Raw genomic sequence first — 23,184 nt, 5'->3', positions numbered from 1 at the left:
GCCGCCTCAGTTGGCCGTCCCTGGCCAACTGACCCTATCAATTTCCCGCGCCTCGGCGACACAACAAGGGGTAGACCCTCCAGAGCGGCACGGCCGGGCCGTCGCGGTCCTGGCGGTGTGATGACCCGTGGCGGTGACGCTGCTCAGTGAGCGGGACAAGGGCGGTGCCTGGAGGGAGCTGTTTGGCCAGGGACGGCCAAACAAACAGCGGCCAGGGATGGCGTGAGCGGTCCCGGAAGGCACCGCCCTTGTCCCGCGTCCCCAATGGAGCGGCCCAAGCGCGAGCCAAAAGAAGCTTCCCGCTAATCCGCGATGAACCAAAAAAAAGCCCGGCACGAAGCCGGGCTTTTTTAGCAACCGTTCAAAACCGGAATTTAACTGGCTTGCGCCACCGGAATTTTCACGGTATCGGCCACCTGCTGATACTCATCCATGCGGTCGAAGTTCATGTAGCGGTAGATCTCGCCGGACATGGAGTCGATGGTGTTGGCGTACTCCATGTACTCCTCGGCGGTGGGCAGTTTGCCGATCACCGCGGCGATTGCCGCCAGCTCGGCGGACGCCAGGTACACATTGGCGCCCTGACCGAGGCGGTTGGGGAAGTTGCGGGTGGAGGTGGAGACCACCGTGGACTTCGCCGCCACGCGGGCCTGGTTGCCCATGCACAGCGAGCAGCCGGGCATCTCGGTGCGCGCGCCGGCGCGGCCGTAGATGTTGTAGTAACCTTCCTCGGTAAGCTGGTGCTGGTCCATCTTGGTGGGCGGCGCGATCCACAGGCGCGTGGTCAGCCCGTCCACTTTCTCCAGCAGCTTACCGGCGGCGCGGAAGTGACCGATGTTGGTCATGCACGAGCCGATGAACACCTCATCGATGCTGGCGCCGGCCACGTCGGACAGGGTCTTGGCGTCGTCCGGGTCGTTCGGGCAGCACAGTACCGGCTCCTTGATCTGATCCATGTCGATCTCGATCACGGTGTGGTACTCGGCGTCAGCGTCGGCGCGCATCAGGCTCGGGTTGGCCAGCCATTCTTCCATGCCACGGATACGGCGCTCCAGAGTGCGCGCGTCGCCGTAGCCGTTGGCGATCATCCACTTGAGCAGGGTGATGTTGGAGGTCAGGTATTCCGCCACGCTGTCCTCGGACAGGGTGATGGTGCAACCAGCGGCGGAGCGCTCGGCGGAGGCGTCGGAGAGCTCGAACGCCTGCTCGGCGGTGAGGTCTTCCAGGCCTTCGATTTCCAGGATGCGACCGGAGAACACGTTGGTCTTGCCGGCCTTGGCCACGGTCAGATGGCCTTCCTTGATCGCCTGCAGCGGAATCGCATGGACCAGGTCACGCAGGGTGATGCCGGGCTGGCGTTTGCCCTTGAAGCGCACCAGCACCGATTCCGGCATGTCCAGCGGCATCACGCCGGTGGCGGCGGCGAAGGCCACCAGGCCGGAGCCGGCCGGGAAGGAAATGCCCATCGGGAAGCGGGTGTGCGAATCGCCGCCGGTGCCGACGGTGTCGGGCAGCAGCATGCGGTTCAGCCAGGAGTGGATGATGCCGTCACCCGGGCGCAGGGACACGCCGCCCCGGTTCATGATGAAGTCGGGCAGGGTGTGCTGGGTTTCCACGTCCACCGGCTTGGGGTAGGCGGCGGTGTGGCAGAACGACTGCATCACCAGATCCGCCTGGAAGCCCAGGCAGGCCAGGTCTTTCAGCTCGTCGCGGGTCATCGGGCCGGTGGTGTCCTGGGAGCCGACGGTGGTCATCTTCGGCTCGCAGTACATACCCGGCCGCACGCCTTCCAGGCCGCAGGCCTTGCCGACCATTTTCTGCGCCAGGGTGAAGCCGGCATTGGAGTCGCCGGGCTGCTCGGGCTTGCGGAACAGCGGGGATTCTTCCAGGCCCAGGGCGGTGCGCGCCTTGGTGGTGAGGCCACGGCCGATGATCAGGTTGATGCGGCCGCCGGCGCGCACTTCGTCCAGCAGTACCTGGCTGCGCAGTTCGAATTCGGCGATCACCTCGCCGTCTTTCTCGACGCGGCCTTCGAACGGGTAGATGTCGATCACATCACCGGTGTTCATCTTTTCCACGTCGCATTCGAAGGGCAGGGCGCCGGAATCTTCCATGGTGTTGAAGAAGATCGGCGCGATCTTGCCGCCGATGCAGACGCCGGCGGCGCGCTTGTTGGGCACGAAGGGGATGTCCTCCCCGAAGTGCCAGAGCACCGAGTTGGTGGCGGATTTACGGGAAGAGCCGGTGCCGACCACGTCGCCCACATAGGCCACCGGATGGCCTTTGGCCTTCAATTCTTCCATCTGCTTGAGGGGACCGATCTCGCCGTCTTTTTCCGGGAAAATGCCTTCGCGGGCATTTTTCAGCATGGCGTTGCCGTGCAGCGGGATGTCCGGGCGGCTCCAGGCGTCCTGGGCCGGGGACAGGTCATCGGTGTTGGTTTCGCCGGTCACCTTGAACACGGTGACGGTGAATTTCTCGGCGAGATCCTTGCGATCGGTGAACCATTCGCCTTCCGCCCAGGATTCGATCACCTCTTTGGCTTTGGCGTTGCCGGCCTTCATTTTGTCTTCCACGTCGTGGAAGGCATCAAACACCAGCAGGGTGTGCTTGAGTTCCTTGGCGGCCACATCGGCCAGCTCCTGGTCGTCGAGCAGCTCGATCAGCGGCGCCACGTTGTAGCCGCCCTGCATGGTGCCCAGCAGTTCGGTGGCGCGTTTGCGGTCGATCAGGGGAGAACTGGCTTCGCCTTTAACGATCGCGGTGAGGAAAGCGGCCTTCACGTAAGCGGCCTGATCCACGCCCGGCGGCACGCGGTTAACGAACAGATCAAGAATGACGTCTTCTTCACCGGCGGTGGGGGCTTTCAACAGTTCCACCAGCTCGACGGTCTGCTGTTCGTCCAGCGGTTTCGGGGGGACGCCCTCGGCGGCGCGTTCCTCGACATGTTTGCGATAGGCTTCTAGCACAGCGAATCCCTCGTTTCGTCTGACTGATTTCTTTTGGAAATCAATGGTTTGGGGTGTGTCTTGGGGTTGGAATTGCGCGCGGAGTATAGCGGAAACACGATCCACTGTTAAATCAAACTGGCGTTATTGTCATTCATGGGGTGAATGTTCGGAATAGATGGGGGGGAGGCCGGACGCCGGACGCCGGACGCCAGACGCCAGACGCTAGACGCTAGACGCTAGACGCTAGACGCTAAACCCGACGCGGAAAGGCGCGGTGTGTTTCCTGGAGTGTCCTTTCAGAAAACACGCCGCTCACCCCAGCACCGGGTTTAGCGTCCGGCGTCCGGCGTCCGGCGTCTGGCGCTCTAATAAGGCAACGTCCCACCCGGCGGTTGCCGGCGAAACCGCTTATAGCTCCACAGGTACTGCGCCGGGTCTTCGAGGATCAGGGCCTCGATGGAGCGGTTCATGGCCTTGAGGGCGTGATCCAGGTCGTCGTCGTGCACGTCCGGGTCGGCGCGGCGCACGCGGATTTCGAAGCCTTCGCTGCCGGGCAGGCGGCGGGCCCAGGCCATGAACACGCGGGCGTTGGTCTGTTTCGCCAGTTTGCAGCTCAGCGTGCCGGTGTAGGCGGCCTGACCAAAGAACGGCGAGAACCGCCCGCTGCGACGGTCGGCCACCTGGTCGGGAAGAATCGCGGTGAGCGCGCCTTTGCGCATGGCGCGCACCAGCCCGGCCACGCCCCGGGCGGTGGTCGGGTACATGGTGGAGCCAAAGTGCTCGCGGCCGGTTTTCACCAGCTCGTCGACCTCCGGCAGGCCGGACGGAGCGAACATGGCGTGCAGGCCGAACTCCCGCGCCAGCCAGAAATTCAGTACTTCCCAGCAACCCAGGTGCGGCGCCAGGATCAGCACCGGCTCGCGATTGGCCACCGCCTGGCGCAGCTCGGCGTCGCCGTCTTCGCTGACCACTCGCTCCAGGCCCTCTTCCGGGCGGCGCCAGAACAGCGCGATCTCGAAGGTGTTCTTGACGCTTTCCACCAGCGAGGCGCGGGCCAGACGCTCGCGATCCGCATGATCAGGCAGACACAACGCCAGATTGATGCGGGTGATTTTCAGCGCTTCGCCGGGCCATCGCGCCAGCAGGGCGCCGATCAGTGTCGCCAGCGCCCGGTTCAGACCAAACGGCAATAGCCCGAGCAAACGCAGCGCGAAAACGGCGCTGCGCCCTTTGAGTCGTTGAATGCGAGGATTGGTTTTGCGGCCCATGGGCGGCGATTATAAAGGGATGGGGGGAGAACGCCAGACGCCGGACGCCGGACGCCGGACGCCAAACCCCCAGACCGAAAATTACGGCGTGTTTTCTGGAACGTCTCAGGAAACACGCCAATCACCCCAGCACTGGGTTGAGCGTCAGGCGTCCAGCGTCAGGCGTCCAGCGTCAGGCGACAGGCACCTGGCATCCCACGCGCAACGCGTTAAACTGGCGCCGTTTCCCTCGAGGTGGCCATGACCGACATAACCCCACTGCGCGACTTTCTGCCGTGTTCCACTCCGGACGCTTGGATCGGTTGGGCGCTGGCGCATCCCGACATTCTGTTGATCGACCACGCTCACTGTGAAAAGAAGGCGGCGTCGACGGCGATCAACCTGATGTTTCGCTACGTGGACCGCCCGGAGCTGCTGGACACGCTGAGCCGGTTGGCGCGCGAAGAGCTGCTGCACTTCGAGCAGGTGCTGGCGATGATGCGCGAGCGCGGCGTGGTGTATGACCATCTGTCGCCGGCGCGCTACGCTCAGGGGCTGCGTCTGCACGTGCGCACCAGCGAGCCGGGGCGGCTGGTGGATATCTTGATCGTCGGCGCCTTGATCGAGGCGCGCTCCTGCGAGCGGTTCGCCGCTCTGGCACCCCACGTGGACGCCGAGCTGGGCCGCTACTACCGCTATCTATTGAAAAGCGAATCGCGCCATTTTCAAGACTACCTGGACCTCGCCGAACGCTACGCCAACGGCCCCATCGCCGAGCGCGTGGCGTTTTTCAAGGAGAAGGAGAGGGCGCTGATCGAAGAACCTGACCGGGAATTCCGGTTTCATTCGGGGGTGCCAAAGATCAGTTGAAGGTTAAAAGTTAAAAGTTGAAACGCGGAGAATGCCGATCCGAGCGGCATGGCCTGGGCTCGCGCCTTTAACTTTTAACTTTCAACTTTTAACTCGGGATCAATCTCCCAGCTCTCCAGCCGCAAGCCGCTGCCATCGGCGATGATCCACCAACCCAGCTTGCCCCAGTCACCCAGTACCCAGCGTTTGCCGGCGCCGTGGGCGAGGGGCACGTCGTGGACGGCGGGGCGGTGGGTGTGACCGTGGATCAGATCGCGCACGCCGGCCTGGTCCATGACCCGGACCACTTCTTCGGGGGTCACGTCCATGATGTTCTCGGCCTTGTTGGCGTTATTGCCCTGGCTTTGCATGCGCATGCCCTGGGCAATCATGCGCCGCTCCTGCAAGGGCTTGGCGAGCATCGCGCTCTGCCAGTGCGGGTCGCGGGCCATGGCGCGGAACTGCTGGTAGGCGGTGTCGCGGGTGCACAGGCTGTCGCCGTGCATCAGCAACACCGGAGTGCCGTGCAGATCGACCACCGTGCCTTCGTCGATCAAGGCGCCGCCGCAGGCGGTGGCGAACGCCTCGCCAAGCAGAAAGTCGCGATTGCCGTGCATGAAATACAGTTCGCTGCCGGCATCGCTGAAGGCACGAAAAGCATCGATGGCGGTGCGGTTGAAGTCGCTGTCATCGTCGTCGCCAATCCAGGCCTCGAACAGATCGCCCAGCACATAAAGGCGCTGGGCCTGGCCACCGTGCTGGCGCAACAGATCGCCCAGCGCGGCCAGGTGCTCCGGGCGCGCCGGGTCCAGATGCAAATCGGAAATCAGCAGGCTGTAGCTCATTGGGCGGCGGTCTGGTCGGTGCTCAGGCGGCGCGCGTGTTCGATCACGATCAGCGGCCGGGGTACATCCCGGGCCGGGTAGCCGTTCAGGGAGCTGACGCCGGTTTTCACCTTGGCGATGCGGTCCACGGTGTCCATGCCGTCCACCACCTTGCCGAACACCGCGTAGCCCCAGCCCCGCTGGGTTTTGCCACGGTGGTCCAGGCTGCCGTTGTCGACCAGGTTGATAAAGAACTGGGCGGTGGCGGAATCCGGGTCGCCGGTGCGGGCCATGGCCACGGTGCCGCGCTCGTTACGCAGACCGTTGTCGGCTTCGTTGGCGATCGGGGCCCGGGTCTTCTTCTGATCCAGGTCGGCGTCGAAGCCACCGCCCTGGATCATGAAGCCGGGGATCACCCGGTGGAACACGGTGCCGTCGTAAAAGCCGGCGTCCACATAGTCGAGGAAATTCTTCACCGTGGCCGGGGCTTTGTCCTCGAACAGCTCCAGCACCACGGTGCCCTGGCTGGTGGTCAGCTCAACACGGGGCTGAGCCAGTGCCAGCGCCGGCAGCAAGGCAAGCAGAATGAACAGGCGGCGCATCGTGCTTACTCCTCGATCACCTCGGCGGACTCAATGATCACGTCCTCGCGCGGCACGTCCTGGTGGAAGCCCTTGCTGCCGGTGGCCACGGCCTTGATCTTATTGACCGTGTCCATGCCGTCCACCACCTTACCGAACACCGCGTAGCCCCAGCCGTCCGGGGAGCGGGCCTGATCCAGGAAATGGTTGTCGGCCACGTTGATGAAGAACTGGGCGGTGGCGGAGTGCGGGTCGGAGGTGCGCGCCATGGCAATCGTGCCGGTCTCGTTGGAGAGCCCGTTGCCGGCTTCGTTCTCGATCTGTTCGCGGGTCGGCTTCTGCGTCATGTCCGGGGTGAAACCGCCGCCCTGGATCATGAAGTTGCTGATCACGCGGTGGAAGACGGTGCCGTCAAAATGACCGTCGCGCACGTACTGCACGAAGTTCTCGGTGGAGACCGGAGCGCGCACGGCATCCAGTTGCAAAACGATCTTTCCGTAGGTGGTGGTCAACTGCACTTTCATGACGGTTCCGGCTCCTGGGAGTCTTTGACTGTGAGGGGGCGCACTGTACACTAGCGCACCCCGTATTTCAGCCGCAGGCGGCTCAATGAGTGAAGCAAAAGCGACCACCAACTTTATCAGACAGATCGTCGATCGTGACCTGGCCGAGGGAAAAAACGATGGTCGGGTGGTCACCCGCTTCCCGCCGGAGCCCAACGGCTATCTGCACATCGGCCACGCCAAGTCGATTTGCCTGAATTTCGGCATCGCCAGTGCCTATCAGGGCCAGTGTCACCTGCGCTTCGACGACACCAACCCGGAAAAAGAAGACGACGAGTACATTCAGGCGATTCAGGACGATGTTACCTGGCTTGGCTTTGAGTGGTCCGGGCCGGTGCGCTTCGCCAGCGGCTATTTCGATCGGCTTTACGACTACGCGGTGGCGCTGATCCGCCAGGGTCTGGCCTACGTGGATACCCAGAGCCCGGAACAGATCGCCGAGATGCGCGGCAATTTTACCACGCCCGGGCGCCACAGCCCCCATCGGGATCGCGACGTCGATGAGAACCTGGCGTTGTTCGAGAAAATGCGCGACGGCGGCTTTGATGAAGGCGCGGCGGTGCTGCGCGCGAAGATCGACATGGCCAACCCGAATCTGACTTTGCGCGATCCGATTCTTTACCGGATACGCAAAAAAGCGCACCACCAGACCGGCGACAAGTGGGTCATTTACCCCATGTATGACTTCACGCATCCGCTCTCGGACGCCATAGAAGGCATCACCCACAGCCTGTGCACGCTGGAGTTCGAGGAGCACCGCCCGCTGTACGACTGGCTGGTGGAGCACGCCGCCATCGAGGCGAAGCCACGCCAGTATGAGTTTTCCCGCCTCAATCTCAATTTCACCGTGACCAGCAAGCGCCGGCTCAAGCTGCTGGTGGACGAAGGGCACGTCAACGGCTGGGACGATCCACGCATGCCGACCCTGGCGGGGCTGCGCCGGCGCGGCTACACGCCGGCCGCGATCCGCAACTTCTGCGAAAGCGTGGGCGTCAGCCGGGCCGATTCCGTGATCGACATGAGCCTGCTGGAAGAGGCGGTACGTGACGACCTGAATCAGCACGCGCCCCGTGCTTTCTGTGTCATCAATCCGCTCAAGCTGGTGATCGAGAATTGGCCGCAAGACCATGAAGAATCGCTGGAGGTGCCCCAGCATCCGCAGGATGAGAGCATGGGCACCCGGCGCATGCCGATCACCCGCGAGGTGTTCATCGATCAGGACGATTTCCGCGAAGAGGCGAATAAAAAGTACAAGCGGTTGGTGCTCGGTGACCGGGTCCGGCTGCGTTACGGCTATGTGGTGCGCGCCCACGATGTAGTGCGTGATGACCAGGGCGAGATCATCGAAATACGCTGCAGTTATGATCCGGACACGCTGGGCAAGAACCCGGAGAACGACGAAGGCCAAGGCAAACTGCGCGGCGTGATTCACTGGGTCAGCGCCGTGCACGGCGTGCCCTGCGAAGTGCGTCAGTATGACCGGCTGTTCCAGGTGGCCAACCCGGCCAAAGTGCCCGAGGGCGGCCATTTCCTGGATACCCTTAATCCGGATTCCCTGCGCGTGCTGTCACGCTGCCTGGTGGAGCCTGCCCTGGCCAACGCCGAGCCGGGCAGCCGGTTTCAGTTTGAACGGGAAGGGTACTTCTGCGTGGATCAGGACAGCGACGCTCAGCGTCGGGTGTTCAACCGGGTGGTTGGCCTGCGTGAATCCTGGCCCCGCGAGGCTTAACCTCGGCGCGGGCCGGCGCTGATCAGCTTTTGTCCACCACGGTGGCACCCGGGGCATTGCTCTTCACCGAGTCGATGCCCTTTTCCATTCCGCCTTTGTCCTTGTACATCTGGCTGGTGCCGATCACCTCGTGATTGCCGGCGCGCAGATTGAAGTAATGCCGGCCATCGCTGGCCTCCTGGCGCTTGTAGCGTTCGTCCTGGGCGGCGTTGCTCTTCACCGACTCGATGCCATTGTTGCAGGCACTTTTGCTGGTGTACTACTCGCTGCTCAGGATGATCTCGCCGTTGCCGGCTTTCAGGCGAAAGAAGAATTGCCCATTCTTGGCTGTTTCCACTTCGAACTTACCGGCCATGACTCTCTCCTTAAAAAGGCGGAAACACCGAGCCTAGAACGAAGAGCGTGACACTCCTGTGGTATTCCGGTTGCAACTCTGTTGCGATTGCGTGCCCGAGGGGGCAGGGCGGACAACCGGCCAGTGGGAATAGCCCGCCGCTGCTTTATACTGAATCGGTTATGAGCATGGAGAGAACATGACCGTCCACGCCCGCCGTTTATTGCCCGCCTTTGTTCGCGACGCCGGCCGCCGGGAATGGCTGTTCTCGCTGCGCACGTTTGCCGCCAGCATGCTGGCCCTGCTGATCGCGCTGGTGCTGGGCCTGGATAAGCCACAGTGGTGCATGGCCACCGTCTACATCGTCGCCCAGCCTCTGGGCGGCATGGTGGTGGCGAAGGGGCTGTATCGTCTGATCGGCACCGTTTGCGGGGCGAGCATGGCGTTGCTGCTGGTCTCGTTGAGCGATCAGCAGCATGTGTTCTTCTTTATCGCCATCGCGGCGTGGCTGGGGCTGTGTACTTTCTGCGCCAGCCTGCTGCGCAATTTCCGCTCCTATGCGTTTGTGCTGGCCGGCTACACCGCGTTGATCATCGGCCTGCCCGCGGCGCTGCAGCCGGACGCGGCCTTCGCTACCGCCGTCGCCCGGGTCACCGAAATCAGCCTGGGCATTGTCTGCGCCAGCCTGGCCAGCGTGCTGGTGTGGCCGCTGCCGGCCAGCCGCGCCTACCTGGAGCGCGCCCGGGAGCAACTGCGCGCGCTGATTTCACTGGTTGCCGACAGCGCTGCCGGGCGCCTCGACAACGCGGCGCTGCAAGAACGCCGCCGCGCCTTGCTGACCAGCGGCATCGCGCTGGAAAACCTGCGCGAAAACGCGTTGTTCGATTCCGCCCGTCTGCGCCGCCGGGCCGGTCTGTGCCGGCGGCTGGGCCACGAAATGCTGGCGATGATCACCTCGGTGGGGCCACTCAACGCCTACATCACCCGTTACGCCGACGAACACCGCCAGAATTCGCTGGATCAGTTGCTCGCCGGCGTGGCGGCGCTGGACCCGGAACAGGACTTCGTGCAACTGCGCGAGCGGTTGTCCGGGTTGCACCAGCAGGCCCAGGCGCTGGCGAGAGCGCTGCGTGGCGATCAGGTGGAGGGCACCGAACAGCGCTTTTATGCCTTGCAACTGGCCCTGGAGCATTGCTCGGAGCTGTGCGATCGGCTGCGCTCCAGCGTGGTGATTTACGCCATGCTTTCCGACCAGACCCCGCAAACCCCCTGGCGCGCCGGCACCTCAAGGCTGCATCTGGATTATCGCCAGGCGCTGCGCAACGCGGTGCGTGCCGTCATTGCCATCGGCGCGGCGGTGACCCTGTGGTACCTGAGCGCTGCCAGCCAGGGGCCGCAGATCGTCATTATGACCGGGGTGATCTGTGCGTTGTTCTCGACCCGCGACGACCCGGTGGGCGCCGCCAGTGGCTTTATGAAAGGCGCCGCCACCGCCGCCCTGCTGGCGGTGCTCTACCGGTTGGTGTTGCTGCCGGGCAGTGAGGGGTTCGCGGCGCTGGTGTGGTGGCTGGCGCCCACCTATGTGCTCGCCGGCCTGGCCATGACGCGGCCATCGTCGGCGGCCATCGGCACCGCCGTGACGGTGTTTTTCCCGGTGCTGCTGGACATCGGGCCGACCCAGGACTTCACCGCCACGCCGCTGTTCAATAATATCCTCGGCCTGGCCCTGGGCATGAGCATGCCGGTGCTCGCCTTTCTGCTGATCTGGCCCAGCGACGATGCCGCCAGCGCCCGCCGCCGCCTGTGCCGCGATCTGTGCCAGACCCTGGCGCGCTGGCCGATCCACCGGCGCCGGCCCCGGCATCAGATGGAGACCATCCTCTATGACCGCATTGGTCTGTTATTGCCGAAGCTGAACCCGGACCAGGAGCGTGATGGCGAGTTGCTGCGTGGCGCCATGGCGTGTGTCACGCTGGGTCTCGGGCTGCTCTATCTGGATGCGCTGTGCCGGCGCGGCGTGCCGGACCCGGTGCGGCTGTCGCTGACACGCCTGGTGCGCGATACCCAGCGCGCGTTACGCCAGGGTGGCGAGGATCGCTGGCTGGCCCTGGCCGGTGACACCGATTCGGTGCTGCGCCAATGCCAGCGCGCTTACCGCGAGGCGCACAGCGAAGGGGAGCGGCGGCGGCTGGTGCGCGCGGTGGTGCGCCTGCGCATGCAGATCAATATTATCCGCGGATACGCCGGCTTTTTCCTGGCCGGCTCCGGCGCCATCGCCTGGCAAGGCCTGGAGGTTCGGGGTGCTGCATGAGATCAATTTGGCCGGTGTGCTGCTGCCGCCGCTGTTGCCGGTGGTGGTGATCGCCTTGTTGCTGCTGGTGCCGCTGCATTGGAGCATCAACCGGGTGGACGGCTACCGTTTTTTCTGGCATCCGGCGCTGGCCGGCTTTTGCCTGTTTCTGATTCTGATGGCCCTGATTCTGTGGGCCTGGCTGGTATGGAGTGCCCATGGCTGACACCGCCGCGCGCCGTTGGCGCCCGCTATTGCTAACCTTGCTGCTGGTGGTCGCCGCCGCCCTGGCGGTGAGTTATCTGTGGTATCACTATTTTGATCAGATCTGGACTCGGGACGCCCGGGTGCGGGCGGTGGTGATCAATGTGGCACCGGACGTTTCCGGGGCGATCACCGCCATGCGGGTGCGCGACAATCAATACGTGGAGCAGGGCGACACCCTGTTCAGCGTCGACCCGGAGCGCTACCGGCTCAACCTGGCCCAGGCCCAAGCGCAGCTGGCCCATCGCCAGCAGGAACTGAAACTGCGCACCGACGAGGCCAGCCGCCGGCGCAATCTGGGCGCGGCGGTGTCCCGGGAGGAGCGCGAACAGGCGGTCAGCGCCCAGGCCCTGGCGCTGACCGATCTGCACGCCGCCCAGGCGGCCGTGGAAAGCGCGCAACTGGACATGACCCGGGCGCAGGTGGCGTCGCCGGTGGCCGGCTACGTGACCCATCTGCAAGCCCATCAAGGCGACTACGCCCACGCCGGTGAACCGGTCATGACCCTGGTGGACGCGCGCTCGTTCTGGGTCGAGGCCTATCTAAAGGAAACCCAGGTGCATCGCATTGAACCCGGCGCCAAGGCGCGGGTACGGCTACTGGGAATGAAACAAACCCTGCGCGGCGAGGTAACGGGCATCGCCCGGGGCATCGCCAACAGCAACGCCATCGCCGGCGGTGACCAGGGCCTGCCCAGCGTGGCGCCCACCTTCGAATGGGTACGCCTGGCCCAGCGCATCCCGGTGCGCATCGAACTGATCGATGCCCCCGAAAACCTGCGCCTGGCGGCGGGCATGACCGCCAGTGTGGAGATTGTGGAACCGGATGCTAGACGCTAGACGCCGGACGCCGGACGCCGGACGCTAAACCCTTAGCCTGACCGGTAAAGGCGTGTTTTCTGGGACGCTGTCCGGCGTTACAGGAAACACGCCGATGCGTTCCGCGCCGGGTTTTAGCGTCCGGCGTCCGGCGTCTAGCGTCCGGCGTTCAACGCCTTTTCTCCCGCCTCCAGCGTTTGAAAAATCAACGTATTAATGGTCATCGGGCCGACGCCGCCGGGGACCGGGGTGTAGGCGGCGACGCGGTCGGTGAGGGGGGCGAGTTCGATGTCGCCGCACTTTTGCGGGTGGAAGCCGGCGTCCACCACCACGGCGCCGTCTTTGATCCAGTCCGCCTTGATGAATTCCGGTTTGCCCACCGCGCCCACCACGAGGTCCGCCTGGCGCACCAGGGCCGCCAGGTTTTGCGTGCGGCTGTGGCAAATGGTCACGGTGGCGTTGGCGCCGAGCAGCATCATCGCCATCGGTTTGCCGAGAATGGCGCTGCGGCCGACCACCACGGCGTGTTTGCCCTCCAGGGGCACGTTATAGTGCTCAAGAAGGCGCATGATGCCCTTGGGTGTGGCGCAGCCGTAGGCGGCTTCGCCCATGGCCATGCGGCCAAAGCCCAGGCAGGTGACGCCGTCCACGTCTTTTTCAAGACCGATGGCGTCAAAGCAAAGGCGCTCGTCGATCTGCTCGGGCACCGGGTGCTGCAGTAGAATGCCGTGCACGTCCGGGTCGTTGTTGAGGGCGTCGATTTCCGCGAGCAGTTGTTCGGTGGTGGTGTGCGCCGGCAACTCGATGGCGCGCGAATCCATGCCGACTCTCTGGCAGGCGTTGCCCTTCATCTTCACGTAGGTGGCCGAGGCTGGGTCGGCGCCGACCAATAGGGTGGCGAGAATGGGGGTGCGGCCGCCGGCCTTGGCTTTGAGGGCCTGCACGCGCTCGCGCATCTCCTCTTCGAAATGTTGGGCCAGGGCCTTGCCATCCAGAATCTGCGCGCTCATGGGTCTCTCTCGGTAGGGAAGGGGACAAACCAGGGGCGCGATTCTCGCACGCCGCCGCCGCACGGGCAAAAATGCTTCGCCGCCACGGGCCCATCGCCGATGCGCTTTCCTTACGGCGTTTAAAATTCGAACATCCTGTTTTTAAAAGGCTTTCGCGGCGTTGACGCCCCCCGGGGTGGCGAGTATTATGCCGCCTCGCTCGACCTGCTCACGGGGTGTAGCGCAGCCTGGTAGCGCGCCTGCTTTGGGAGCAGGATGTCGGGGGTTCGAATCCCTCCACCCCGACCACGTTGAGCAAACGGCGGACGATCTGAAATGCGCCTGTAGCTCAATTGGATAGAGCAACGGCCTTCTAAGCCGTAGGTTGCAGGTTCGAGCCCTGCCAGGTGCGCCATCGCAACGCGCGCAGGGCGCGGCGAGATCGGCATCATCCTGCTTCGTATTTTTTCATCGGCCGGAACAGTGGCGGGTGAAACGCAAGAAAAAGCCCGCCAGGCTTTTTCGACACCATGTTAATGGTGGCTGTAGCTCAGTTGGTAGAGCCCCGGATTGTGACTCCGGTGGTCGTGGGTTCAAATCCCATCAGCCACCCCAACTGGCAGCCCTCCGAGACGTCGCGACAGCGCGTTTCGGCGGGGCACGCAAAAGCCTTCGGGTAGCAGCCCGAAGGCTTTTTTGTATCCACGATATTGTGTCCACGATGAGGGCCGCGCCATATAGGCAGCGGCGCCGGCATTGACTATAATTCGTGCCCTTCACGGAGAGCGCTGGCCAAACCCCCGGGTAGCTGGCGATCCAAAAGTCTTTATAAAGAGGATGTTATGCAGGTTTCTTTAGAAACGACTTCAGGTCTGGAACGCCGGATGACGGTGGGTGTGCCGGCGGAGAAAGTGGATTCCGCGGTGAACGAGAAGCTGCGTGAAGCCCAGAAGAGCGTTCGCCTGAACGGCTTTCGCCCCGGCAAGGTGCCGATGAGCGAAGTGAAGCGTCGCTTTGGGGATGCCGTGCGTAACGAAGTGCTCGCCGATGTGATGCGCGATTCCTTCATTGAGGCGGTCGAGCAAGAGAAAGTGCAGCCCGCCGGCATGCCCGGTTTCGAGGCGGTCACCAACCAGAGTGGCAAGGATCTGGAATTCGTGGCCACGTTCGAGGTGTATCCGGACGTCGAGCTGGCTCCGTTCGACGCCATTGAGGTGGAAAAGCCGGTTTCCGAAGTGACCGACGCCGACGTCGATCAGATGATCGAAACCCTGCGCGAGCAGCGCGCCGCCTATCAGGAAGTGGATCGTGCCGCGGAGAGCGGCGATCAGGTCAACATTGACTATAAAGGCCTGAAAGATGGCGAAGCCTTTGAAGGCGGCAGCGCCGAAGGGCAAAACCTGGAACTCGGTTCCGGCCGCATGATTCCCGGTTTCGAGGACGGCATTGTCGGCATGAAGGCCGGTGAGCAGAAGAACATCGACGTGACCTTCCCGGAGGACTACCAGTCCGAGGAATTGAAAGGCCAGACGGTGGTGTTCGAGATCAAGGTCAATAAGGTGGAAGGCAAGAGCCTGCCGGAAGTGGACGGTGAGTTCATGAAGGGCTTTGGTGTCGAAGACGGCGACATGGACAAGTTCAAGGCGGAAGTGCGCAAGAACATGGAGCGCGAACTGAAGAACGCCATTGCCGGCAAGGTCAAGGAACAGGTCATGGACGGGCTCGCCAAGAGCCATGAGTTCGACCTGCCCGACGCACTGGTCAAGCAGGAATCCGGCCGCATGCGCGAGCAGATGGTGCAGCAGTTTGGCGGCGGCCAGCAGTTCGATGCCTCGATGCTGCCCGACGAATTGTTCCGCGATCAGGCCGAGCGCTCCGTGCGCCTGGGTCTGGTGGTGCGCGCGATCCTCGACAAACACGAACTGAGCGCCGACGCCGACAAAGTGAAGGCCCGGGTCGAAGAGATCTCCGCGCAGTACGAACAGCCCGAGGAAGTGGTTAACTGGGTGTACAGCAATCCGCAGCAGCTTCAGCAGATCGAAGGCGCGGTGCTGGAAGACCAGGTGGTCGATTTCGTGCTCGAATCCGCCAAGGTGGAAGAGAAGAGCCTGCCCTATCAGGAAGCGGTAAAACCGCGCCAGCAGGACGACCAATAAGCGACCGCACGCCGCGTCGCGAAACAGCAAAACGGGGCCCTTGGGCCCCGTTTTGGTTTAAATTGAGCCAATTTGCGCAACTTTTGCGCAGTTAGACCCCTGTTTTACCCGCCTTTATGGACGCCTCACCGGCCCCACCTTACTATCGGAGTCATTCCCTGGTAAGCGGCCCTTGCAGAGTGGCCGGCACGCCCCAATACCCGCTTCACGGGCGTGTCCTTCGGGGCACACATGCTAGAGGCAGATAAGGAACCACTTGATGATCGACCTGAGCCGGATTACGTCTTTGACCCCGGAAATGAAAACCCTGATGCAGGATCCGAGCAACGTGGGCCTGGTGCCCGTGGTGATCGAGCAGACCTCGCGGGGCGAGCGTTCCTTCGACATCTACTCACGCCTGCTGAAAGAGCGGGTGATCTTCATGGTCGGCCAGGTAGAGGATTACATGGCCAACCTGATTGTTGCCCAGATGCTGTTCCTGGAATCGGAAAATCCGGATAAGGACATCAATCTGTACATCAACAGCCCGGGCGGTTCAGTGACCGCGGGCATGTCGATCTACGACACCATGCAGTTCGTCAAGCCGCCGGTGTCCACCATGTGCATCGGCCAGGCCGCCAGCATGGGCGCCTTCCTGCTCGCCGCCGGCGACAAAGGCAAGCGCAATGCGCTGCCCAATGCGCGGGTGATGATCCACCAGCCGCTGGGCGGTTTCCAGGGGCAGGCGTCGGACATTGAAATCCACGCCCGCGAGATCCTCAAGATCAAGGGCGACCTGAACCGCCTGCTTGCGCACCACACCGGCCAGCCGCTGGAAGTGGTGGAGCGCGACACCGACCGCGATAACTTCATGGACGCGGAGCAGGCCAAGGAATACGGGCTGATCGACGAGGTCCTGCGCCGCCGCGGCTGATCGCGAAGCGCAATAAATGGCCTAATGGGCGCCGGGTGAGCGCCGACGGGCTTGAAAAAGCCGGTTTCACCCTGCATCTTCAAACGAGATTCTCAGGTTTCAGAGGCGATTCGATGACCGATAACACCGGAAAGGGCGATGACGGCAAGCTGTTGTATTGCTCGTTCTGTGGCAAGAGCCAGCATGAAGTCCGCAAGCTCATCGCGGGACCGTCGGTCTTTATCTGTGACGAATGCGTGGATTTGTGCAACGACATCATCCGCGAGGAAGTGCAGGAAGAGACCCGGGACGGTGGCGACGAGCGTCTGCCCAAGCCCCAGGAGATCAAGACCACGCTGGACGATTATGTGATCGGCCAGGAGCGGGCCAAGCGGGTGCTGTCGGTGGCGGTGTACAACCACCACAAGCGTCTGGGTACGAAAGGCCGCTCGGGCCGCGATGAAGTCGAGCTGGGCAAGAGCAATATTCTGTTGATCGGCCCCACCGGCAGCGGTAAAACCCTGCTCGCCGAGACCCTCGCGCGCCTGCTGAACGTGCCGTTCACGATCGCCGATGCGACCACGCTGACCGAGGCCGGTTACGTGGGCGAGGACGTGGAAAACATTATCCAGAAACTGCTGCAGAAGTGTGACTACGATGTGGATAAAGCCCAGCGTGGCATTGTCTATATCGATGAGATCGACAAGATCTCGCGCAAGTCCGACAACCCCTCCATCACCCGTGATGTGAGCGGCGAGGGCGTTCAGCAGGCGTTGCTCAAACTGATCGAAGGCACGGTGGCGTCGGTGCCGCCGCAGGGCGGGCGCAAGCACCCCCAGCAGGAATTCCTGCAGGTCGACACCTCCAACATTCTGTTTATCTGCGGCGGCGCGTTCGCCGGTCTGGATAAGGTGATCCGTGACCGTTCCGATAAAGGCGGCATCGGTTTTTCCGCCGAGGTGAAGAGCAAGGACAACAAGCTGACCGTGGGCGAGACGCTGGCCAGCGTGGAGCCCGAGGATCTGGTCAAATACGGCCTGATTCCCGAGTTCATCGGGCGTTTGCCGGTGGTGGCCACCCTCGAGGAACTCTCCGAGGAGGCGCTGGTTCAGATTCTCACCGAGCCGCGCAACGCCCTGACCAAGCAGTATGTTCGCCTGTTTGATATGGAAGGCGTCGAACTCGATTTCCGCGACGACGCCCTGAGAGCCGTGGCCCGCAAGGCCATGGAGCGGAAATCCGGTGCCCGTGGCTTGCGTTCGATTCTGGAAGGCGTGCTGCTGGACACCATGTACCAGGTGCCCTCAATGGACGGCGTGGCGAAGGTGGTGATTGACAGTGCCACCATCGAAGGTGAATCCGAGCCACTGCTGATATACGAAAACAGCGAGCAAACGTCCAGAGTCGCGCCCGACTGACATCGGGCGTGACCTGTAACGCGGCCGTGTTTCGAAACGGATAAGGGGCGACAGGTGCTGAAAGACATTCCTTTATTGCCACTGCGTGACGTGGTGGTGTACCCCCACATGGTGATTCCGCTGTTCGTGGGTCGGGAAAAATCGATCGCCGCGTTGGAAGCGGCGATGGCTGACGACAAGCAGATCATGCTGGTGGCGCAACGCAATGCCTCCGATGACGATCCTGGCGAAAGCGAGATCTATCGGGTCGGTACCGTGTCCACGATCCTGCAAATGCTTCGCTTGCCCGACGGCACCGTCAAGGTGCTGGTGGAAGGCGGCTCGCGCGGCCATGTCAGCGCCGCGCGTTTTGACGACAAGGGTGGCCTTGCCGATGTCCGCGAACTCAGCGATGCGCTGCCGGCGGACAGCGAGCAGGAAGCGCTGTCGCGTTCGCTGCTCGCCAAATTCGAAGAGTACGTGAAGCTTTCCAAGAAAGTGGCCCCGGAGATCATTAATTCGGTGTCCTCCATCGATGAGGTCAGCCGGCTGGCGGACACCATCTCCGCTCACCTGCAACTGAAACTGGAAGAGAAGCAGGACGTGCTGGAAATGGTCGACGTGCGCGAGCGCGTCGAGCATCTGGTGGCGCTGATGGAATCCGACATGGACGTGCTGAAAGTGGAAAAGCGCATCCGTGGCCGGGTCAAGAAACAGATGGAGAAGAGCCAGCGCGAGTACTATCTGAACGAGCAGATGAAGGCGATTCAGAAAGAGCTCGGCGATCTGGACGAGAGTGGCAATGAGCTGGAGGATCTGGAAAATCGCATTGATTCCTCCGGCATGAGCAAGGAAGCGAAGGAAAAATCAAAAAGCGAGCTGAATAAGCTGCGCATGATGTCGCCGATGTCCGCGGAAGCCACCGTGGTACGCAGTTATCTCGATTGGATGACCTCGCTGCCGTGGAAAAAACGCAGCCGCGTGCGCCACGATCTGGCCCATGCCAAAGAGATCCTCGACAAGGATCACTATGGCCTGGAAGAGGTCAAGGAGCGCATTCTTGAGTTTCTCGCCGTTCAGAACCGGGTCGGTAAGGTGAAAGGCCCGGTGCTGTGTCTGGTGGGCCCGCCCGGGGTCGGCAAGACCTCCCTGGGGCAATCGGTGGCGCGCGCCACCAACCGCAAGTTCGTGCGCATGGCGCTGGGCGGCGTGCGTGACGAGGCGGAAATTCGCGGTCACCGCCGCACTTACATCGGTTCACTGCCGGGCAAGGTGGTACAGAAACTCTCCAAGGTGGGCGTCCGCAACCCCCTGTTCCTGCTCGACGAAGTGGACAAGATGGGCATGGACATGCGCGGCGACCCGGCGTCGGCGTTGCTGGAAGTGCTCGACCCGGAACAGAACAACACCTTCAACGATCACTATCTGGAAGTGGACTTCGACCTTTCGGAGACGTTGTTCGTGTGCACCTCCAACTCGATGAACATCCCGGCGCCGCTGCTTGACCGCATGGAAGTGATCCGCCTGCCTGGTTACACCGAGGACGAGAAGGTCAACATCGCCGCCCAGTATCTGATTCCCAAGCAGATCGCCGCCAACGGCCTGAAGAAAAACGAACTCAGCTTCGACGAGGACGCGCTGCGCCATATCGTGCGGCATTACACCCGTGAGTCCGGTGTGCGTGGCATGGAGCGCGAAATCAGCAAGGTGTGCCGTAAAGTGGTCAAGGAACACCTGCTTGCGAAAAGCGAGGATGCGGTCACGGTGACGGCGGACAACACCGAGCATTATCTGGGCGTTCGCAAGTTCAGTTACGGGCTCGCTGAGGAGCAGGATCAGGTCGGCCAGGTTACCGGGCTGGCGTGGACTTCGGTAGGCGGGGAACTGCTGACCATCGAGAGTGTCTCCACTCCGGGCAAAGGGCGGGTGACATCCACCGGTTCGCTGGGCGATGTCATGCAGGAATCGATTCAGGCCGCCTGGACGGTGGTGAAAAGTCGCTCGCGCTCACTGGGCATCCGCCGCCGGCAGCTGGATCGTAATGATCTGCACATTCACGTGCCTGAAGGTGCCACGCCGAAAGACGGCCCGAGTGCCGGTGTCGCTATGTGTACCGCGATGGTTTCGGTATTGTGTGGTATTCCGGTTCGCGCCGACGTGGCGATGACCGGTGAGATCACCCTGCGCGGCCAGGTGCTTGCCATTGGTGGTCTCAAGGAAAAATTGCTTGCCGCTCACCGTGGCGGCATCAAGACGGTTCTGATTCCTCATGAGAATGAGCGGGACCTGAAAGAGATTCCGGATAATATCAAGCAGTCGCTGGATATTCGTCCGGTAAAATGGATCGATCAGGTGCTGGAAGTGGCTCTGACGCGCACGCCCACCCCCTTAAGTGAGGCGGAAGTGGAGGAGGATCTGGCCCTGGCCGACGAAAAAGCACGGCAGGAAACAGAAAGGCCAAGCACACATTGACCCCGGTGCCCGGTGCCCGATGGCGCCGCGGTCTTGTGGTTAAACGAGCAGTGCAATCTTGATCGAGGCGGTGGCCATGGCCATCGCCCGGGTAGTGAAAGGGCACGGATTCGTTTTCTGACGTGTGTTTTAACATATTGATCTGGAAAGATTTTTATCTTTCTTTTAACTGGGGTGATGCCTCTTATCCTTTCTTGACGCCCTCTGGAGCCATTGGTATAAAGGCGGCTTCGTCGAATGGAGAGGGCATCGCGCCTCGACCAAAAACCGGAAATAGAAAAGGGGAATTTTGTGAATAAATCCGAACTGATCGATGCCATCGCCGCGGCCGCCGATATTTCCAAGGCCGATGCTGGCCGTGCACTGGACGCCACTCTGGATGCCGTTACCGGCGCCCTGAAAAAAGGCGACAGCGTTTCTCTGGTAGGCTTTGGTACCTTCTCCGTGAAGCAGCGCGCCGAACGCGAAGGCCGCAACCCGCAGACCGGTGAAACCATCAAGATCGCCGCTGCCACGGTTCCGGGCTTCAAAGCAGGCAAAGCGTTGAAAGACGCGGTGAACTGATCTGGTCCCGGGAGCGGTAGTTCAGCTGGTTAGAATACCGGCCTGTCACGCCGGGGGTCGCGGGTTCGAGTCCCGTCCGCTCCGCCAGCACGAAGCGTATCCTTAGCGGGTACGCTTTTTTGCTTTCTGGAACCTGACACCCGTTCAGGTCTCCAATAACAACGATCAACGCGATTCCATGGAGTAAACCATGCAGGAGTTCAGGCGATTTGTCCGCGGGCCCGTGGGCAAGGTACTGCTTGGCCTGATAATTCTTCCTTTTGTCATTTCCGGGTTTTATGGCTATTTTTCCGGTGGGGGGAGCCAGGATACCGTGGCGGAGGTGGAGGGCAGCAAGATCACCCGCGCCTACGTCAATTCACGGACGGAGCGTTTGCGGCAGATGATTCGCCAGCAAAGCCCGAACGTCACAGAATCAATGCTGGATTCCTTTATCCATCCGCAAATGGTACTGGAAGGCATCATCGGTGAGCAGTTGGTCAATGCCGCCGCCGAAAATGCCGGCATGGAGTTCAGCGATGCGCAGGCGGCGAAACTGATTCGCGCCAACCCGGCGTTCGTACAGGATGGCCGTTTCTCCGAGCAGACCTTCGAGCAGTTGGTGCGTGCCCAGGGCATGTCGCCGCGCGGCTATCTGGATGGCCTGCGGCAGGATCACATCAGCCAGCAATACCGCAGTGCCTTCGCCGCCACCGATTTTGCCTTGCCAGCGGAACTGGCGGTACAACGCCGGCTCGGCGAGCAGCGCCGCGATGTAAGCTATGCCAGCGTCTCGGTGAACAACTTGCGTCAACGGATGACCGCCTCGGACCAGGACGTGCAAGCGTTCTACCAGGAGCATAAGGACGATTTCATGCGCCCCGAGCAACTGCGGGTTCAGTACCTGCTGCTGACGCCGGATCTCTACCGCGACCGGGTCAAGGTCAGCGACAAGCAGATCGAGGCTGAGTATCAGGCACGCAAATCCATGCGTGAGAGCGCGTCGACCACCCGCGAGGTGGCGCATGTTCTGATCGCCGTGGACGACAAGCGCGACCAGAAAGCGGCCATGGCCCGCGCCGAACAGGCCCGCCAGGCGCTCGACAAAGGCGAAAGCTTCGCCGAGGTCGCCAAACAGTATTCCGACGACTCCGCCAGTGCTGGCAAGGGCGGCAGCCTGGGGACGCTGGGGCAGGGCGCGCTGCCGGAAAGCCTGGAAAGCGCCTTGGCCGATCTGAAGGTGGGCGAGGTGTCCCAACCGGTGGTTTCCGACGCTGGCGTGCATCTGTTGAAAGTCATCAAGGAAGACCGGCAGACGATGCCGCCTCTGGATCAGATGCGTGAGCAAATCAGCGCCGATCTGGCCAAGGGCCAGGCGGATGCCCTGCTCGCGGAAGACCTGGCCAGGCTCGAAGAGCTGGTGTACGAGCACGCCGACCTGGAGGTGCCCGCCGAGCAAGTGGGCCTGAAAGTGCAAAGCAGCGACTGGGTTGATCTGGAGAACCTGCCCGCCGCGCTGAACAACGACCAGGTCCGCCAGGCACTGAACAGCGATGCGGTGCGTGACCAAGGCCACAACAGCGATCTGCTGGATCTGGGCAATGGCCGCTACGCGGCGGTGCGGTTGCAGGATACCCAGCCCGCCGAGCCCCTGCCTCTGGACCAGGTGCGCGATGACATCACCGCCCAGTTAAAGCTGAACAAGGCCCGTGAAAAGGCCGAGAGCCTGGCGCAACAGGCCCGTGAGCAGCTTGAGCAGGGCGCCGACATGGACAAGATTGCCGCCTTGCTGGACGCGCCGGTGCAGAGCGAAGAGGGCGTGCAGCGTGGTGCCGAGGAGCCGGCGCCGGAGGTGGTGGACGCCGCTTTCTCCACGCCGCGTCCGCAACAAGGCCAGGCATCCCAGGTGCAACTGGTGACCCTGCGCAACGGTGATCTGATGGCGTTCCAGGTGACCGCGGTGGAGGACGGCAGCGCCGACCCCCTGGATCAGCAGCAGCAGGCGCTGGCGCTTCAGGAGCAGGCCCGGGTCGAGGGGCAGCGCAGCTTCCGCCAGATTAACGCTTATCTGCGCGACTCCATGGATGTCAGTATCCACGGCGATCGCCTCAGTGAAACTCCGCAGCAGCAGCCCCAGCCGCAATAACGGGGTTCCGCGACCATAAAAAACCCGCTTCCGGCGGGTTTTTTTTAGGTTCATCGCGGAATAGCGGGAATGACTCGTGCTGATCCACTGCCCATCGCCGCTGACGCCCTGTTGGGCGTTCTACTTGATTCGTGGCGTT

18 protein-coding genes, 4 tRNA genes and 1 pseudogene are annotated in these 23,184 nt (G+C 62.5%); 15 read left to right on the top strand and 8 right to left on the bottom strand.

Features of this window, described 5'->3' with window-relative positions; translation table 11 throughout:
* Positions 1 to 374: 374 nt before the first annotated feature.
* Together acnB and CGS25_RS08825 are read right to left on the bottom strand one after the other, a co-directional pair.
* Positions 375 to 2,969 (bottom strand): bifunctional aconitate hydratase 2/2-methylisocitrate dehydratase, encoded by a 2,595-nt coding sequence (acnB, locus tag CGS25_RS08830; protein WP_089032049.1) that lies wholly within the window; start codon positions 2,967 to 2,969, stop codon positions 375 to 377.
* 347 nt (positions 2,970 to 3,316) lie between these two features.
* Positions 3,317 to 4,219 carry a lysophospholipid acyltransferase family protein gene (locus tag CGS25_RS08825; protein ID WP_101675253.1) on the bottom strand — a complete coding sequence of 301 codons (903 nt, stop codon included), beginning with the start codon at positions 4,217 to 4,219 and terminating at the stop codon, positions 3,317 to 3,319.
* 240 nt (positions 4,220 to 4,459) lie between these two features.
* Between CGS25_RS08825 and miaE the strand changes: the two genes are divergently transcribed.
* On the top strand, positions 4,460 to 5,068 hold the full coding sequence (gene miaE / locus CGS25_RS08820; protein WP_089032047.1) for a tRNA-(ms[2]io[6]A)-hydroxylase: 609 nt from the start codon (positions 4,460 to 4,462) through the stop codon (positions 5,066 to 5,068).
* Positions 5,069 to 5,142: 74 nt separating this feature from the next.
* Here miaE and CGS25_RS08815 read toward each other — a convergent pair whose 3' ends face one another.
* Genes CGS25_RS08815 through CGS25_RS08805 form a run of 3 tightly spaced genes read right to left on the bottom strand, consistent with a single transcriptional unit; the run spans position 5,143 to position 6,976 of the window.
* Positions 5,143 to 5,892, bottom strand: a complete 750-nt coding sequence (locus CGS25_RS08815) for a UDP-2,3-diacylglucosamine diphosphatase (RefSeq protein WP_101675252.1) — start codon at positions 5,890 to 5,892, stop codon at positions 5,143 to 5,145.
* Positions 5,889 to 6,473: a peptidylprolyl isomerase gene (locus CGS25_RS08810; RefSeq protein WP_089032045.1), complete on the bottom strand. Its 585-nt coding sequence runs from the start codon at positions 6,471 to 6,473 to the stop codon at positions 5,889 to 5,891. Before CGS25_RS08810 ends, CGS25_RS08815 begins: the two co-directional genes overlap by 4 nt.
* Positions 6,474 to 6,478: 5 nt before the next feature.
* Entirely contained in the window at positions 6,479 to 6,976 is a 498-nt protein-coding gene (locus CGS25_RS08805) for a peptidylprolyl isomerase (RefSeq protein ID WP_089032044.1), read from the bottom strand.
* An 85-nt stretch (positions 6,977 to 7,061) separates the two neighbouring features.
* Between CGS25_RS08805 and CGS25_RS08800 the strand changes: the two genes are divergently transcribed.
* Complete coding sequence (locus tag CGS25_RS08800) at positions 7,062 to 8,744, top strand: glutamine--tRNA ligase/YqeY domain fusion protein (RefSeq protein ID WP_089032043.1); 1,683 nt, start codon at positions 7,062 to 7,064, stop codon at positions 8,742 to 8,744.
* Positions 8,745 to 8,766: 22 nt separating this feature from the next.
* On the opposite strand, the gene CGS25_RS19410 is transcribed toward CGS25_RS08800, so the two are convergent.
* Together CGS25_RS19410 and CGS25_RS19405 are read right to left on the bottom strand one after the other, a co-directional pair.
* Positions 8,767 to 8,964: a YegP family protein gene (locus CGS25_RS19410; protein WP_232802334.1), complete on the bottom strand. Its 198-nt coding sequence runs from the start codon at positions 8,962 to 8,964 to the stop codon at positions 8,767 to 8,769.
* Positions 8,944 to 9,099, bottom strand: a pseudogene (locus tag CGS25_RS19405) (YegP family protein); the annotation flags it as partial. The pseudogene CGS25_RS19405 and the gene CGS25_RS19410, both read right to left, overlap by 21 nt.
* Before the next feature lie 178 nt (positions 9,100 to 9,277).
* Between CGS25_RS19405 and CGS25_RS08790 the strand changes: the two are divergent.
* The 3 genes from CGS25_RS08790 to CGS25_RS08780 are packed head-to-tail and all read left to right on the top strand — an operon-like array spanning position 9,278 to position 12,471.
* Positions 9,278 to 11,389 (top strand): FUSC family protein, encoded by a 2,112-nt coding sequence (locus CGS25_RS08790; RefSeq protein ID WP_089032041.1) that lies wholly within the window; start codon positions 9,278 to 9,280, stop codon positions 11,387 to 11,389.
* Positions 11,379 to 11,594, top strand: coding sequence for a DUF1656 domain-containing protein (locus tag CGS25_RS08785; RefSeq protein ID WP_089032040.1), 216 nt, complete (start codon positions 11,379 to 11,381; stop codon positions 11,592 to 11,594). The genes CGS25_RS08790 and CGS25_RS08785 overlap by 11 nt, the downstream gene beginning before the upstream one ends.
* Positions 11,587 to 12,471: an efflux RND transporter periplasmic adaptor subunit gene (locus CGS25_RS08780; RefSeq protein ID WP_101675251.1), complete on the top strand. Its 885-nt coding sequence runs from the start codon at positions 11,587 to 11,589 to the stop codon at positions 12,469 to 12,471. Before CGS25_RS08785 ends, CGS25_RS08780 begins: the two co-directional genes overlap by 8 nt.
* A 134-nt stretch (positions 12,472 to 12,605) precedes the next feature.
* On the opposite strand, the gene folD is transcribed toward CGS25_RS08780, so the two are convergent.
* A complete protein-coding gene (gene folD, locus CGS25_RS08775) occupies positions 12,606 to 13,460 on the bottom strand; it encodes a bifunctional methylenetetrahydrofolate dehydrogenase/methenyltetrahydrofolate cyclohydrolase FolD (RefSeq protein WP_089032038.1) in 855 nt (284 codons plus the stop codon).
* Between the two features lie 211 nt (positions 13,461 to 13,671).
* Between folD and CGS25_RS08770 the strand changes: the two genes are divergently transcribed.
* The 10 genes from CGS25_RS08770 (at position 13,672) to CGS25_RS08725 (ending at position 23,045) form a co-directional block, all read left to right on the top strand.
* Positions 13,672 to 13,748 (top strand) — tRNA-Pro (locus CGS25_RS08770).
* A gap of 29 nt (positions 13,749 to 13,777) precedes the next feature.
* Positions 13,778 to 13,854: transfer RNA gene (locus CGS25_RS08765), tRNA-Arg, on the top strand.
* 124 nt (positions 13,855 to 13,978) lie between these two features.
* Positions 13,979 to 14,054: transfer RNA gene (locus tag CGS25_RS08760), tRNA-His, on the top strand.
* A gap of 227 nt (positions 14,055 to 14,281) precedes the next feature.
* On the top strand, positions 14,282 to 15,595 hold the full coding sequence (tig, locus tag CGS25_RS08755; protein ID WP_101675250.1) for a trigger factor: 1,314 nt from the start codon (positions 14,282 to 14,284) through the stop codon (positions 15,593 to 15,595).
* Positions 15,596 to 15,854: 259 nt separating this feature from the next.
* On the top strand, positions 15,855 to 16,508 hold the full coding sequence (gene clpP / locus CGS25_RS08750) for an ATP-dependent Clp endopeptidase proteolytic subunit ClpP (protein WP_089032036.1): 654 nt from the start codon (positions 15,855 to 15,857) through the stop codon (positions 16,506 to 16,508).
* Between the two features lie 113 nt (positions 16,509 to 16,621).
* The gene (gene clpX / locus CGS25_RS08745; RefSeq protein ID WP_101675249.1) at positions 16,622 to 17,905 is read left to right on the top strand and encodes an ATP-dependent Clp protease ATP-binding subunit ClpX; all 1,284 of its coding nucleotides are present in this window, start codon (positions 16,622 to 16,624) and stop codon (positions 17,903 to 17,905) included.
* 54 nt (positions 17,906 to 17,959) lie between these two features.
* Entirely contained in the window at positions 17,960 to 20,356 is a 2,397-nt protein-coding gene (gene lon / locus CGS25_RS08740; protein WP_089032034.1) for an endopeptidase La, read from the top strand.
* Positions 20,357 to 20,647: 291 nt separating this feature from the next.
* Complete coding sequence (locus CGS25_RS08735; RefSeq protein ID WP_089032033.1) at positions 20,648 to 20,920, top strand: HU family DNA-binding protein; 273 nt, start codon at positions 20,648 to 20,650, stop codon at positions 20,918 to 20,920.
* 10 nt (positions 20,921 to 20,930) lie between these two features.
* Positions 20,931 to 21,007 (top strand) — tRNA-Asp (locus CGS25_RS08730).
* A gap of 103 nt (positions 21,008 to 21,110) precedes the next feature.
* Entirely contained in the window at positions 21,111 to 23,045 is a 1,935-nt protein-coding gene (locus CGS25_RS08725; protein ID WP_101675248.1) for a SurA N-terminal domain-containing protein, read from the top strand.
* Positions 23,046 to 23,184: the final 139 nt, after the last annotated feature.

This window comes from Alloalcanivorax mobilis (assembly GCF_002864685.1).
Taxonomy (GTDB): domain Bacteria; phylum Pseudomonadota; class Gammaproteobacteria; order Pseudomonadales; family Alcanivoracaceae; genus Alloalcanivorax; species Alloalcanivorax mobilis.
The sequence above is the reverse complement of the archived record's forward strand: the minus strand, read 5'-3'. Positions and strand labels throughout refer to the sequence as shown.

Bases quoted from the DNA above. Each gene is read 5' to 3' on its own strand.
- CGS25_RS08825 (WP_101675253.1), bottom strand. From the start codon at position 4,219: ATGGGCCGCAAAACCAATCCTCGCATTCAACGACTCAAAGGGCGCAGC.
- miaE (WP_089032047.1), top strand. From the start codon at position 4,460: ATGACCGACATAACCCCACTGCGCGACTTTCTGCCGTGTTCCACTCCG.
- CGS25_RS08815 (WP_101675252.1), bottom strand. From the start codon at position 5,892: ATGAGCTACAGCCTGCTGATTTCCGATTTGCATCTGGACCCGGCGCGC.
- CGS25_RS08810 (WP_089032045.1), bottom strand. From the start codon at position 6,473: ATGCGCCGCCTGTTCATTCTGCTTGCCTTGCTGCCGGCGCTGGCACTG.
- CGS25_RS08805 (WP_089032044.1), bottom strand. From the start codon at position 6,976: ATGAAAGTGCAGTTGACCACCACCTACGGAAAGATCGTTTTGCAACTG.
- CGS25_RS08800 (WP_089032043.1), top strand. From the start codon at position 7,062: ATGAGTGAAGCAAAAGCGACCACCAACTTTATCAGACAGATCGTCGAT.
- CGS25_RS08790 (WP_089032041.1), top strand. From the start codon at position 9,278: ATGACCGTCCACGCCCGCCGTTTATTGCCCGCCTTTGTTCGCGACGCC.
- CGS25_RS08780 (WP_101675251.1), top strand. From the start codon at position 11,587: ATGGCTGACACCGCCGCGCGCCGTTGGCGCCCGCTATTGCTAACCTTG.
- folD (WP_089032038.1), bottom strand. From the start codon at position 13,460: ATGAGCGCGCAGATTCTGGATGGCAAGGCCCTGGCCCAACATTTCGAA.
- tig (WP_101675250.1), top strand. From the start codon at position 14,282: ATGCAGGTTTCTTTAGAAACGACTTCAGGTCTGGAACGCCGGATGACG.
- clpP (WP_089032036.1), top strand. From the start codon at position 15,855: ATGATCGACCTGAGCCGGATTACGTCTTTGACCCCGGAAATGAAAACC.
- clpX (WP_101675249.1), top strand. From the start codon at position 16,622: ATGACCGATAACACCGGAAAGGGCGATGACGGCAAGCTGTTGTATTGC.
- CGS25_RS08725 (WP_101675248.1), top strand. From the start codon at position 21,111: ATGCAGGAGTTCAGGCGATTTGTCCGCGGGCCCGTGGGCAAGGTACTG.